This is a genomic window from Sphingomonas sp. PEI4 (assembly GCF_056679955.1).
In genome coordinates, this window is record NZ_CM155258.1 from 3,094,403 (window position 1) to 3,107,431 (window position 13,029).

A 13,029-nucleotide genomic window follows, 5' to 3' on the forward strand; every position below is an offset into this window, starting at 1 on the left:
TGTCGAAGGCTCAGAAGCCGACGATGAGCGATCCGCTGATCGCACGCGGCGAACCGAAGTTCACGAACGCGCCGGTGCCGGCTTGCGCCAGGCTGCCGCTGAACGAACCAACATAGAACTCGTCGAACAGGTTGCTGACGTTGAGCTGCAAGTACGTCTTCGCGAGCCCTGCGCTTGCCAGCGAGTAACGGATGTCGAGGTCGACGACCGTGTAGCCGCCAAACTTCACCGTGTTGATATCGTTCAGGAAGCGACGACCCGTGTACTTGACCTGTGCGCCAAGATCGAGATCGCCGATGGTGCCCTGAAGACGTCCGCCGGCGAGCCAGTTCGGTGCCGCGCGCTCGTAGTTACCCGCGGTGGCGGCGAACGTCGCTGCCCCGGTGGCGACGTTGTCCTGGATTTCCGACTTGATGTACGAACCGAAGACATACGCCAGAACCTGCGGAACCGGACGAACCGACACGCTGGCATCGAAGCCATACTTCTTCACTTCGCCCAGATTGGTGTCGACCGAGCAATCGCAGTCGAGATCATAAGCCGATACGATGCGGTTCTTGTAGGTCGAGTACCAACCGGTCAGCGCTGCCTGGACGATGCTGCGCTGGTAGCGCAGGCTCAGATCGTAGCTGTTCGACGTTTCGGGCTGCGGCTTGGCTGCAGAGTTGGTCGCAGGAACGTACAGCGAGTTGTACAGCGTGTCCGTGCCGGGAACCGAGAGGTTCTGGGCAAAGCTAGCCGCGACGCTGACAGCCGGGGTGAGGCGGAACGTTGCGCCGACGTTCGGCAGGATCTTGTCGTACTTATACGTCCGCGACTGCGGTGGTGCCGCACCCCGCGGTGCACCGGTTGTCGTCGTCGTGTACGGATTGGCAGCCTGGAAGGCAGCCGCGTTGCCGCCGGCGACGCAGTTAACGTTGCCGCTGAGCGACGTCGTGTAGCAATACTGGTTGAGATCGCGCTTGTAGAACGGTGCGCTCACGCCAAGCAGCAGCGTCAGCTTCTCGTCGATGAACTGCCCGCGATACTCGGCAGCGACCTTGTTCAGGGTCGCGAACGACTTGCGGTCACGCTTTTGCACGACGTTGCCGGCGCCATCGGTCAGCGGATTGTTGACGGGGAACACGTCGGACGGCTCGCCGCCAATATCCAGCGCACCGGTTTCACCGGTCTGGCGATGGCGGGCGCGGTCATACGTATACGACAGGCGGACACGGTTGTTAGGATCCAGGTCGTACGCAAGGTTGGCAACGCCAGTATAGCGATTGGTCTGCGTCTGGCTTGGCTGCAGGACGGTCACCCGGCCGGTGGGGCTGATGATGCCGTCACCGTTGAGATCCGCATTATAGTACGGGATCGGTGCGCTGGTGTTGCCGATCGCCGACGGGAAATAGCCGGTGAAGCTCTGGCCGTTCTGCGTGAATGCGCTTTCGCGGGCCGACACGGTGCCGCCGCCGTTTGCCTTCACATACTGATACGCGCCGTCGAGCGACAGGGTCAGACCTTCGGCCAGCGTGTAGCGCGAATTGATGCGCGCATTGCCGTTGTTCGACGGATTGTACCGACGCTCGAACGACGTGCCGCACGTGTTCGGCGTGCCGTTCAAGCTGACGTTGCAGGGAATGCCGCCGGGAATGTCGTAGAACCGCACCGACTTGTCGGTACCGAACGAAGCGGCGTTCAGCGGCGAACCGCCGAAGTTGTTGCGGTTGACGTTGTAGTTGCCTGCCAGCGAGATGAAGTCGCCGTTGCTGCCGATGTCCTGGCGGATCTTGGCGTTGTACTGCGACTTCTGGACGACGCCGTAGTTCGCGAACGCTGCTTCGTTGTGCGCGTTCGATGCGGCGAACCAGGCCTTGGTGCCGTGGCCGGTTATGTCGCCGGTCTGGATCAGGCCGAAAATGCGCGTGTAGGGGCGGTCGCCGGCGCCGTCGGCAACGATGTTGCCATAGCTGGCGACTACCATGCCGCTCAGCACGTCGCTGGGGTTCAGCGTATTGATGTTGACGGTGCCACCGACTGCCGAGGCGGTCGGGCTGTCGACGTCGGTCGCGCCTAGGTTGACGTTGACGTTGGCAATCAGTTCGGGGTCGACCTGCTGATTCGTATAGATGGCGTAGTTGCCAGAATCGTTCAGCGGGATGCCGTCGAACGTCTGCGAGATGCGCGACGAATCGAAACCACGGATCGTGAACGAACCGCCTGACGAACCCCATGGATCGTTGTTCGTGAAACTGACACCGGGGACGAGGTTGATAATCTCGTTGACCGACTGGCCAGGGCGCTGGCGCTGGATCAGTTCGCTGGTGATGACGACCTTGGGCTTCGGCGAGTCGGGAATCTCGACGCCGCCGACAGCCCTATCCTTTTTGCCGCTGACGACGATCTCGCTGGATTCGTCGAACGACTGTGAGCCGGTCGACTGAGCGAAGGCCGCGGCTGGAAGCATGAGCGCGGCGAATGCAACGCCGCAAGCAAGCATGGTACGCATCTGAATAATGTCCCCTTAGAGCCCGTAGCTCTGGATGTCGGCTGTCCACCGCACATCCGTGCCCCTGCACGCCGGATATTTCGGTTATGTTACATTGGCGAGTCGCGAATTGTCACAGAGTCACTCGGTGATGGTGCGTTGCAAAAAAGCCACGCAATCGAACCGTTTCCGGTGGGCTGGAACCAACGCCGGCGACGGGCGTGAGCGTGCCTAGCTGGCGGCGACGATCTCGGCCCATTCGGCTTCGGTGATGACGCGGATACCGAGATCTGTGGCCTTTTTGAGCTTGGCCCCCGCGCCGGGACCAGCGATCACGAGGCCGGTCTTGCTCGACACCGATGCCGCGACGCGTGCGCCGAGCGCTTCGGCTTGTGCTTTGGCTTCGTCGCGGCTGAGCGTCTCCAGACTGCCGGTAAAGACCAGGATCTGCCCGGTTACCGGCGATTCGCGGGTTTCGTGGATGACGTCGGCGGGTTTTACTTCGCGCAGCAGGTCGAACACGACTCGGCGATTGTGCGGCTCGGCACAGAAGCCGACGAGTGCGCTCGCGACTTCCGGACCGATCCCGGCGGTCTCGATCGCGCCGACCAGAAGCTTGTCGCGGCGGAGGACGAATTTGCGTTCTGGTTCGCCGATCACCGGCTCGATCCGGCTGCGCAGGAATACCGCGTGGCGTAACACCGTACCCAGCGCCTTTGCCGACACATAGCGTCGCGCGAGGTCACGCGCGGTAATCTCGCCGACGTGGCGGATGCCGAGCGAGAACAGGAAGCGGTCGAGCGGGATCGTCCGCTTGGTCTCGATCGCCGCGATGACCTTCGCCGCCCAGACGCGCCCGTCCTTTTTCCGCGCGGCGAGCTGCTCCTCGGTGAGGCGGAAGATGTCGGCGGGCGACTCGATCAGGCCGTCGCGGAAGAACGCCTCGATCAGCGTCTGGCCGAGCCCGCCGATGTCGAACGCATGGCGCGAGGCGAAGTGAATCAGCCGTTCGACGCGCTGCGCCGGGCAGATCAGCCCGCCGGTGCAGCGATAGACGACTTCGCCTTCCTCGCGCTCGGCGGCGGACCCGCATTCAGGGCAGGTATGCGGGAAGACGTATGCGTCGCGCTCGGCGTCTGGCGTCAAATTCTCGACGATCTGCGGGATCACGTCGCCGGCGCGCTGGACCAGCACGCGGTCGCCCGGTCGCACGCCGAGTCGCTCGATCTCGTCGGCATTGTGCAGCGTCGCGTTGGTCACGACGACGCCGCCTACCGTGACCGGCGAGAGCCGCGCGACCGGAGTCATCGCACCGGTTCGCCCGACCTGGATGTCGATCTTTTCCAGCACCGTCTGCGCGCGCTCGGCGGGGAATTTGTGCGCGATCGCCCAGCGTGGCGCCTTGGCGACCTGGCCGAGCCGGCCCTGCCAGTCGAGCCGATCGACCTTGTAGACGACGCCGTCGATGTCGAACGGCAGGTCGGCGCGCTCGGCTTCGATCCGCCGATACACGTCGAGCGCCGCCGCCGTCCCCTCGACCCGCGCGAACCCTTCGGCGATCGGAAAGCCCCAGCCGCGCAGGGTATCCACGACCTCCGCCTGGGTCTCGCCCGGCACGACGCTGGCCTCGCCCCAGCCATGCGCGAGGAACCGGAGCGTTCGGCTCGCGGTGACGCTCGCGTCCTTCTGGCGCAGCGACCCGGCGGCGGCGTTGCGCGGGTTGGCGAACTGTCGCGCGTCCTTGCCGGTTTCTTCGGCCTCGGCGAGCAGGCGCGCGTTCAATGCGGCGAAGTCGTCCTTCGCCATGTAGACCTCGCCCCGGACCTCGAAAACTGCGGGCACTCCTGCCGATTGTTCTTGGCGGGAGAACAAGGTTTCGGGAATATCGCTGATGGTTCGGACGTTGGCGGTGACGTCTTCGCCGACCTGCCCATCGCCCCGCGTCAACGCCTGCACCAGCCGCCCGTCCTCATATCGCAGCGAACACGACAGCCCGTCGATCTTCGGCTCCGCGGTCAGCGCCACCGGCTCGTCCTCCGCCAGCTTCAGGAACCGGCGCACGCGCGCGACGAACTCCTCGACCTCCTCGTCCGCGAACGCATTGTCGAGGCTCATCATAGCCTTCGCATGCGCGACCTTGGCCAGATGCCCCGCAGGTGCCGCCCCCACGGTACGGCTCGGGGAATCGCTCCGCACCGCCGCCGGAAACGCCGCTTCGATCGCCGCATTGCGCCGCACCAGCGCGTCGTACTCGGCGTCGCTGATCTCGGGCGCATCGTCGGTATGATAGCGCGCATTATGATACGCGATCTGCGCGGCGAGCGCCTCCAGTTCGGCGGCGGCTTCGGTCTCGGTCGCGGGAAGATCAATCGGCATGGCGACGGGTTAGGGGAGGGGGCCGCGTTCCGACAAGACCTTGTGTATAGGTCAGTGAACATTTGGCCGACTTAAGCTTTGAGGTTCCAAGACAATCATCCGGGAACCGTGATCATGACAGACACCAGCCGACGCGATATCTTCAAGGGCGCCGCCGTCGCGGGTCTCGCCGCCGCGGCATCACCGGCTTTCGCCCAAGGCCAGGAGCGAAGCCAGGCGAAACTCGTCGATCCGCAGACGCGCTTTACGTCGGCACCCTTCCCGGAGCAGCGCCAGAAATGGCCGGCGTTGCAGCGTGACATGCGTCCCGTCCCCGACAGTGGCGAGGCGAGCTATCGCGGTTCGGGGCGCCTCGCCGGCCGCAAGGCGCTCGTCACCGGTGGCGACTCGGGGATCGGTCGCGCGGCTGTCATCGCGTTCTCGCGCGAAGGGGCCGACGTTGCGATCAACTATTATCCGACCGAGGAACCCGACGCGCAGGATGTGGCCAAGCTGCTCCGTGCCGAGGGGCGCAAGGTCGTGCTGATTCCAGGCGACCTGACCGATGCAAAATTCTGCAACGAGCTGGTCGCGCGCGCCAATCGTGAACTCGGCGGGCTGGACATCCTGGTCAACAACGCCGCGTACCAGCAGTCGAAGGCGTCGATCGCCGAGATCAGCTTCGAACAGTTCGACCGGACGATGAAGACCAACGTCTATGCGATGTTCCACCTGTGCAAGGCGGCAATCCCGCTGATGAAGCCGGGCGCATCGATCATCAACACGGGGTCGGTCAATTCCGTCGATCCGGGCGAGGAACTGCTCGACTATGCGACGACCAAGGGTGCGATCCTGATCTTCACCAAGGGGCTGGCGAAGCAGCTCGGCAAGAAGGGCATCCGCGTCAACATGGTCGCACCTGGGCCGGTGTGGACGCCGCTGCAGGTTGCGGGCGGGCAGCTGCCGGGCAAGATGGGCGAGTTCGGGCAGGACACGCCGCTCGGTCGCGCGGGACAGCCTGCCGAACTTGCGTCGCTCTACGTGACGCTGGCGGAGACGGGGACGAGCTTTACGAGTGGTAGCGTGTTCGCGGCGACTGGCGGCAGCGGGGTGCTGTAACGCGCCCGACAGCATTCCTGCCTGCCCGGCAACTCGCTCCACCCCGGCGAAGGCCGGGGCCCAATTGGCAAGGCCGTTGTAACGCGTGACCGCGTTCACCAATTGCTGTTTCCCAATTGGGCCCCGGCCTCCGCCGAGGTGGAGTGGGGCGAGGGTGCGATGAAGACGGCAGCTACACTGTTCGTGATGCTCTGCTCGGTGCCGGCCACGGTGCATTACGCGCACGTCTCCCGCGCCGGCCCCCGCGATCGGCTATGATTGGCACGACGTTCCTCGGCGGACAACCAAGTCCAGCAATCGCCATAGCCGCGCTTCGACGCCAGCGCAGCCGGGCTCGACGATATGATCCACGCCGCGATCCGCGAAGACGGCGCGTTCGGCAGCCGTGCGCTTCATGGCCTGCGGAGAGTCGGCGGCGGCTGCATCGTCGTGCCGGTGCTGAAGATCTGGGTCATCCGCGGCAGGCGATGCCCTGAGGTCAGCCTTTCGCGGCACTGTTCTCCCGCGAAGGCGGGAGTCCAGGGTTACGGGCGCTGTGGGTGGTATCCTGGGCTCCCGTCTCCGCGGGAGAACAATATCGGTGGTAAATCGACCTGAGTATGAGCGCGCTAAGCCCGCTCCAACAACCGCTCCGCCTGCGCCCGCGCCTCGTCCGTGATCTGCGCCCCCGACAGCATCCGCGCGATCTCCTCGCGCCGCTCCTCCTCCGACAAAGCGCGCACGCCCGTCCGCGTGACCGTCCCGTCGCTGCTCTTGGCGATCAGCAGATGCTTCGCCCCTCGCGCCGCGACCTGTGGGCTGTGAGTCACCACCAGCAACTGCGTGCTCAGCGCCAGCCGCGCGAGCCGTTCGCCGATCGCGCTCGCCACCGCGCCGCCGACGCCGCGGTCGATCTCGTCGAACACCATCGTCGACGCGCCGCCTTCCTCCGCCAACGCCACCTTCAGCGCGAGGATGAAGCGCGACAACTCACCACCCGATGCGATCTTGGTGAGCGCCGCAAAAGGCGCCCCCGGATTGGTCGAGATCTCGAACTCGACCCGATCTTTGCCCGCCGAAGACCAGCCTTCTTCGCCGAGCGCGGCGACCACGGTCTGGAACCGTGCCGCATCCAGCTTCAGCGGCGCGAGTTCACCCGCGACCGCCACGTCGAGGCGCTTGGCTGCGGCCAGCCGCCGCTTCGTCAACGCATCGGACGCCGTATCATACGCCTTCCGCGCCGCCGCCACCCGCGCCTCGATCTTCGCAATCCCGCCTTCACCCGCATCCAGCCGCTCAAGCCGCGCCCGCATGTCGTCCGCCAGCGCCGCCAGATCATCCGGCTGCACGCGGTGCTTGCGTGCCATCGCCCGCAGCTCGAACAACCGCGCCTCGTCATCCTCCAGCGCGCGCGGATCATACGCCATCTCGGCCCGTGCATCGCGCAGGCTCTCTTCGGCCACCGATGCTTCGATCACCGCGCGATCGACCGCTGCCAGCGCGTTACCGAGCGCGACATGATCCTCCGCGATCCGCTCCAGCACGCGCGCGGCCTGGCGCAGCTTCGCCATGCCGCCGTCCTTGCCCTCCAGGAAATCGTCGATCGCCGCCAGATCGTCGGCGATCTTCTCCGCGCGCTGCATCGAGCGCCGTGTGTCGGCCAGCGTCTCCTCCTCGCCGGCGACAGGCGCGAGCGCAGTCAGTTCGGCGACGGTATGCTCAAGCCACTCACGGTCGCGCGCCGCCGTCTCGATATCCGCGCGGGCGGCGGCGAGTTCGGCTTCGGCCGCGCGGAACCCGGCATACGCCTTGCCGGTAGCGCCCGGCTCGGTCCGCCCGAAAATGTCGAGCAAAGCCCGATGCCCGCGTGCGTTCAGCAGCCCGCGCTCGTCATGTTGCCCGTGGATCTCGACCAGATGCGGCGCCATCTCGCGCAGCAGGCCCGCGGATGCCGGCTGGTCGTTGACGAACCCGCGACTGCCGCCGTCCGCCTTGACGATCCGCTTCACGATCAGCGGCTCGCCGCGCTCGATCTCCAGCCCGTTCTCGTCGAACAGCAGCGCGAGCGGCGATTCGGGGGCAGGGGCATCGAACGTCGCAGTCACCACGGCCTGGGCAGCGCCATGCCGGACCAGCCCGCTGTCGCCGCGCCCGCCGAGCGCGAGGCCCAGCGCGTCGAGCAGGATCGACTTGCCCGCGCCGGTCTCGCCGGTCAGCACGCCGAGCCCTTCGCCGAATCCCAGATCCAGCGCCTCGATCAGCACCACGTCGCGAATGGAAAGTTCGGTCAGCATAGGATGTCCGCCATAGACGAACGGATGCGCAATGCGATCCCCCTATGTTCCAACCGAACCCTTAGCTCCCGGTGTTCGACGGCTGGCCAGCCGAACGCGGCTTGTCGGGCGTACGCACCGAAGGGCCGGTCGGCGTCGAACCCGGCTCGTCCAGCTCGACCATCACCGACGGCGTACCCTTGGTCCCCACCGGCACGACCATCTCGCCCGCGGGCAATGGCGGCACGGCCGGCACCTGATGCTTCTTCAACAGATCGTACGCATGCTGATACCAGTCGGTGCCGGGGTAGTTGCGACCCAGCACTGCGCCGGCCTTCTCCGCCTCGACGGGCACGCCGAGCGCCAGATACGTCTCGGTCAGCCGCATCAGCGCCTCGGGCGTGTGCGTGGTCTGCTGAAACTTGTCGATCACCGTGCGGAACCGGCCGTTCGCCGCGAGCCACTGGCCGCGCGTCTCGTAGAACCGCCCGATCTCCATCTCCTTGCCGGCGAGATGGTCGTTGACCAGATCGATCTTCAGCCGCGCATCCGACGCATAGCGCGTGTTCGGATAGCGGCGCATCAGCTCGCCGAGCGAATCGAGCGCTTGGCGGGTGATCTTCTGGTCGCGCGTCACGTCGGTGATCTGCTCGTAATAACCGAGTGCGATCAGATAATAGGCGTAGGGCGCGTCGCGGTTGCCCGGATGGACGGCGAGGAAGCGCTGCGCCGAACTGATCGACGCGGTGTAATCGCGCGCGAGATAATAGCTGAACGCCGACATGATCTGCGCACGGCGCGCCCAGATCGAATAGGGATGCTGGCGCTCGACCTCGTCGAACAGCTGGGCTGCCTCCTTGTAGCGGCCCTGGTCAAGCCGCTGCTTGGCGGTCGAGTACAGCGTACCCACGTCGCGCGCGACATAAGGCAGATCGCCCTTGGAAGCGCGACCGCTCGCACAACCGGCAATGGGGAGCGCAAGCGCGGCGATGAGCGTGACCGCGAGGGCACGAGACTGGGTGATACGCATCGGCATGATCCTTAGCGTAAGCGGATAGCCGCGAACAATCCTTTTCGCCGGACCGCGCTTGCCCCTTCACGCCGCCCGGATCGCACGGCAATAGTCATGCGTTCGCGTTACGCCATTCAGTCGAGGATCATGTCATGCCGGCCACATTGTTGCACACCCACCGCGTCGAAAAGCCATGGGGTCGCGACACGCTCTGGCCCGGTTTCGAAGACCCCGCCGCAGGATCGCCGCCGATCGGCGAAGTCTGGTTCCAGGAGCCCGGCGACACCACGCCGGACCTGCTGATCAAATATCTGTTCACGTCGCAGAAGCTGTCGGTGCAGGTTCATCCCAACGACGAGCAGGCGCACGAGCGCGGCCTGCCGCGCGGCAAGGACGAGTGCTGGACGATCCTGGCGGCCGAACCCGATTCGACGATCGCGGTCGGCACCAAGGAGCCGATCTCGAAGGACGACCTCCGCCATTCGGCGATCGACGGCACGATCGAGGACAAGCTCGACTGGAAGCCGGTGAAGCCTGGCGACTTCATGTATTGCGCGTCGGACACGATCCACGCGATCGGCGGCGGCGTGACGGTGATCGAGGTTCAGCAGAATTCGGAGACCACCTATCGCCTGTACGATTACGGCAGCGACCGCGAACTGCATCTGAAGGACGGCATCGACGTCGCCGATCCGACTCCGTACGTCCCCGTCGCGCCGCCGATCGAGATCGAGACCGGCCGGACGATCATGGTCGAGGGGCCGAAGTTCGTGCTCGAGCGCTGGAAGGGCGGCGACCACGTCGTCAACCTGCCCGAGGGTACGACCGGCTGGGTGATTCCGATTGCCGGTTCGGGCGAAGTCGCCGGCGTCGCGTTCAAGGCGGGCGAATGCGCGACGATGACGGGGAGCGAGACGGTCTCGACCAGCGCGGATGCGGATCTGTTGTTCGCGTATCCGCTGGCAAAGCGGATCTGAGCGAAGGGTAGATCGAATGGGGAGGGGCGCTTCCTCCCCTCCTTGTGCTCCCGCGAAGGCGGGAGCCCAGACTGGGTCCCCGCCTTCGCGGGGAAACAGGGTATCGTTAGGCAAACGCCCTCCCCAATCGCGACCACCCCGGCGAAGGCCGGGGCCCAAATGGGAAGGTGGAAATAACGGCGGACTGCACTTCGTTAGCGACGTCCCCCAATTGGGCCCCGGCCTCCGCCGGGGTGGTGTGTTTCAGCACCGGAATGTGTGAGAAGGCCGTTGGTCATCTCATTCCCCATTAACGCAACCGGCCTATACCCCGCGCAATGCTCCGCGTTCTCACTCTTTCCACCCTGTTCCCCGACGCCACCCGCCCGAACTTCGGTGGTTTCGTCGAGCGCCAGACGCTCGGCCTCGCGGCGCATCCCGACGTGGACCTGAAAGTCGTCGCACCGATCGGCCTCCCGCCCGGCCTCCTTCGCCACGTCCGTCATTATGCGCCCCTCGCGAAACTGCCGCACCGCGAAAGCTGGAAGGGCGTCGACGTCCACCGTCCCCGCTTTACCGCGCTCCCGTTCACGCAAGGGCGCCACCACGCCACAGCGCTGGCACGCGCGCTTGTGCCGGTGCTCGACGCGGTCCGCGCCGATTTCGCGTTCGACGTGATCGACGTATCGTATTTCTTCCCCGAAGGCCCCGCCGCGGTCGCACTCGGCAAGCGCTACGGCGTCCCCGTCTCGATCAAGGCGCGCGGCTCCGACGTCCATTATTGGGGCGAAGCGCCCGCGACCGCAGCGCAGGTTCGCGACGCAGGGCAGGGCGCCGCCGGCCTGCTCGCGGTCAGCGCGGCGATGAAGACCTACATGGTGGCGCTAGGCATGCCGGCCGATCGGATCTCGGTGCATCATACCGGCGTCGATCAGGACCGGTTCCGCCCCGCCGCCGACCGTGCATCGGCAAAGGCCAAACTCGGTGTGCTCGGCCCCCTTGTCATCGCGATCGGCGGGCTCTTGCCGCGCAAGGGACACGATGTCGTTGTCGAGGCGGTTGCGGCGCTGCCCGGAGTCTCGCTCCTGATCGCGGGGCATGGCCCCGCCCGTGCCGACCTGGAGGCCTTGATCGCTCGGCTCGGCGTAGGCGACCGCATTCGCCTGCTCGGCGCGTTGCCGCATGCCGATCTTCCGGCGCTGATCGCCGCGGCGGATGTCAGCGCGTTGGCGTCGGAGTCCGAAGGCCTCGCCAACGTCTGGGTCGAGTCGCTCGCCTGTGGTACGCCAGTCGTCGTCACCGATGCCGGGGGCGCACGCGAGGTCGTGACCTCACCCGAGGCCGGCCGCGTGACGCTCGGCGATCCGCTGGCGTTTGCGGCGGCGATCGGCGATCTGCTGGCCAATCCGCCCGCTCAGGCTGAAACACGCGCAATGGCGGCCGGTTTCACGTGGGAGAGAAACACCGCGACGCTGTACGCGCACCTCGCGGCGCTCGTCGCGGATCACCCTTCGAGAGGGTAGAGCGCGGCGACGATCCAGCGACCTTCGCCGCGCAACACCGCCCACGCACGAGCGGCGGCGCGACTGTCCATCGCCTCGATCCCGAACCCGCGCTTCTCGACCGCGCGCTTGAACGCGAGGGGGGGCTGGCGCAGCGTCGAACCGGTTCCAAGCAACAGGAACTCCGGCGGCGGATCGAGCGCGAGCAGCGCCGCCACGTCCGCCTCGGCAAGCGCCTCGAACGCCGGTGGCTCCCAGCCGTCCGCTCGCTCGGGACTGATCGACAACGCGGTGTAATACCCATCGTCGACCTTGAACCCAGCCCGACCGATCGCCGAGATCATCGGCCCATCGGTCTTCTCGCGGTCCATCCTCATTTAACGCTCGACCTTCGGACCAACCCGCTCGGCGCCGTCCTGAACGCCACCCTTGCGCGGTGCAGGATCGGCACGCAGGCCCAGCGTGATCAGCAGCGACGACGACACGTAGATCGACGAATACGTCCCCACGACGATACCCAGGATCATCGCAGCGGTGAACCCGCGCAGCACGTGGCCGCCGAGTATCAGCATCGCGACCAGCGCGAGCAGGATCGTCACCGAGGTCATCACGGTCCGGGGAAGCGTCTCGTTCACCGACAGGTCGATGATCTCGCGCATGTCCATCTTGCGGTACCGGCGCATGTTCTCGCGGATGCGGTCATCGATCACGATCTTGTCGTTGATCGAATAGGAGATGATCGTCAGCACCGCCGCGACGATGTTCAGGTCGACCTCGAAATAATTCCGCATCAGCGCGAAGAAGCCGAGCGTCATCAGCAGATCGTGGACGATCGCGACGATGGTCGAGACGCCGAACTGCCACTCGAACCGCACCACTGCGAACAGCGCGATGCCCAGGATAGACAGGCCGACCGCGAGAAGCCCCTTGGTGATCAGCTCGTCGGAGACCTTGCCCGAGATCGTGTCGTATTTTGAGAAGGTCGAGCCCGGGAATTTCGCCGCGATGTCGTCCGAAACCTTCTTCACCAGTCGGTTGGTTGCGCCTTCGTCACCGCTTTCCGGCAATGGCAGTCGGATCGACAGAGTCTTCGGATCGCTGAACGACTGGATCGAGGCCTCGCCGACGCCGAGTCGGTCGACCTCGGTCCGGACTGCCTCGATCGAAGGCGGCGTTGCGAAGTTCTGTTCGATCAGTACGCCGCCGACGAAATCGACGCCCATGTTCAGGCCACGGAATGCGACAAGGCCGACCGCGAGAAGTGAGAGGATCAAGGTCAGCCCGAACGCCCATTTACGGAGCGAAACGAACTTCAGGTTCGTGTTATCGGGTACGAGTTTCAGCAGGCGCATGGTTATCTCCC

The 13,029-nt window shown here is 65.6% G+C and carries 9 protein-coding genes; 3 read left to right on the forward strand and 6 right to left on the reverse strand.

Annotated features, from left to right (window positions below; translation table 11 throughout):
* Nucleotides 1–10: 10 nt before the first annotated feature.
* Together AC1MLZ_RS14310 and ligA are read right to left on the reverse strand one after the other, a co-directional pair.
* Nucleotides 11–2,491, reverse strand: a complete 2,481-nt coding sequence (locus AC1MLZ_RS14310; protein WP_480959056.1) for a TonB-dependent receptor — start codon at nucleotides 2,489–2,491, stop codon at nucleotides 11–13.
* Nucleotides 2,492–2,701: 210 nt separating this feature from the next.
* Nucleotides 2,702–4,846, reverse strand: a complete 2,145-nt coding sequence (gene ligA, locus AC1MLZ_RS14315; RefSeq protein ID WP_480959057.1) for an NAD-dependent DNA ligase LigA — start codon at nucleotides 4,844–4,846, stop codon at nucleotides 2,702–2,704.
* A gap of 114 nt (nucleotides 4,847–4,960) precedes the next feature.
* Between ligA and AC1MLZ_RS14320 the strand changes: the two genes are divergently transcribed.
* Nucleotides 4,961–5,944: an SDR family oxidoreductase gene (locus tag AC1MLZ_RS14320; RefSeq protein WP_480959058.1), complete on the forward strand. Its 984-nt coding sequence runs from the start codon at nucleotides 4,961–4,963 to the stop codon at nucleotides 5,942–5,944.
* 608 nt (nucleotides 5,945–6,552) lie between these two features.
* Here the strand turns inward: AC1MLZ_RS14320 and recN are convergent.
* Both recN and AC1MLZ_RS14330 read right to left on the reverse strand, forming a co-directional pair.
* A complete protein-coding gene (recN, locus tag AC1MLZ_RS14325; protein ID WP_480959059.1) occupies nucleotides 6,553–8,217 on the reverse strand; it encodes a DNA repair protein RecN in 1,665 nt (554 codons plus the stop codon).
* Between the two features lie 61 nt (nucleotides 8,218–8,278).
* On the reverse strand, nucleotides 8,279–9,226 hold the full coding sequence (locus AC1MLZ_RS14330) for an outer membrane protein assembly factor BamD (RefSeq protein ID WP_480959060.1): 948 nt from the start codon (nucleotides 9,224–9,226) through the stop codon (nucleotides 8,279–8,281).
* Between the two features lie 134 nt (nucleotides 9,227–9,360).
* Here AC1MLZ_RS14330 and AC1MLZ_RS14335 point away from each other — a divergent pair, with 134 nt between their 5' ends.
* A complete protein-coding gene (locus tag AC1MLZ_RS14335; protein WP_480959061.1) occupies nucleotides 9,361–10,185 on the forward strand; it encodes a class I mannose-6-phosphate isomerase in 825 nt (274 codons plus the stop codon).
* A gap of 317 nt (nucleotides 10,186–10,502) precedes the next feature.
* Nucleotides 10,503–11,687 (forward strand): glycosyltransferase, encoded by a 1,185-nt coding sequence (locus tag AC1MLZ_RS14340; RefSeq protein ID WP_480959062.1) that lies wholly within the window; start codon nucleotides 10,503–10,505, stop codon nucleotides 11,685–11,687.
* Here AC1MLZ_RS14340 and AC1MLZ_RS14345 read toward each other — a convergent pair.
* Nucleotides 11,669–12,043 carry an Mth938-like domain-containing protein gene (locus AC1MLZ_RS14345; RefSeq protein ID WP_480959063.1) on the reverse strand — a complete coding sequence of 125 codons (375 nt, stop codon included), beginning with the start codon at nucleotides 12,041–12,043 and terminating at the stop codon, nucleotides 11,669–11,671. The two genes, AC1MLZ_RS14340 and AC1MLZ_RS14345, sit on opposite strands and share 19 nt — an antisense overlap.
* Nucleotides 12,044–13,018, reverse strand: coding sequence for a protein translocase subunit SecF (gene secF / locus AC1MLZ_RS14350; protein WP_480959064.1), 975 nt, complete (start codon nucleotides 13,016–13,018; stop codon nucleotides 12,044–12,046). It lies immediately after the preceding gene.
* Nucleotides 13,019–13,029 lie beyond the last annotated feature (11 nt).

Excerpts from the sequence above, each read along its gene's own strand:
- ligA (WP_480959057.1), bottom strand. The coding sequence starts at position 4,846 with ATGCCGATTGATCTTCCCGCGACCGAGACCGAAGCCGCCGCCGAACTG.
- AC1MLZ_RS14330 (WP_480959060.1), bottom strand. The coding sequence starts at position 9,226 with ATGCGTATCACCCAGTCTCGTGCCCTCGCGGTCACGCTCATCGCCGCG.
- secF (WP_480959064.1), bottom strand. The coding sequence starts at position 13,018 with ATGCGCCTGCTGAAACTCGTACCCGATAACACGAACCTGAAGTTCGTT.
- AC1MLZ_RS14345 (WP_480959063.1), bottom strand. The coding sequence starts at position 12,043 with ATGAGGATGGACCGCGAGAAGACCGATGGGCCGATGATCTCGGCGATC.
- AC1MLZ_RS14320 (WP_480959058.1), top strand. The coding sequence starts at position 4,961 with ATGACAGACACCAGCCGACGCGATATCTTCAAGGGCGCCGCCGTCGCG.
- AC1MLZ_RS14340 (WP_480959062.1), top strand. The coding sequence starts at position 10,503 with ATGCTCCGCGTTCTCACTCTTTCCACCCTGTTCCCCGACGCCACCCGC.
- recN (WP_480959059.1), bottom strand. The coding sequence starts at position 8,217 with ATGCTGACCGAACTTTCCATTCGCGACGTGGTGCTGATCGAGGCGCTG.
- AC1MLZ_RS14335 (WP_480959061.1), top strand. The coding sequence starts at position 9,361 with ATGCCGGCCACATTGTTGCACACCCACCGCGTCGAAAAGCCATGGGGT.
- AC1MLZ_RS14310 (WP_480959056.1), bottom strand. The coding sequence starts at position 2,491 with ATGCGTACCATGCTTGCTTGCGGCGTTGCATTCGCCGCGCTCATGCTT.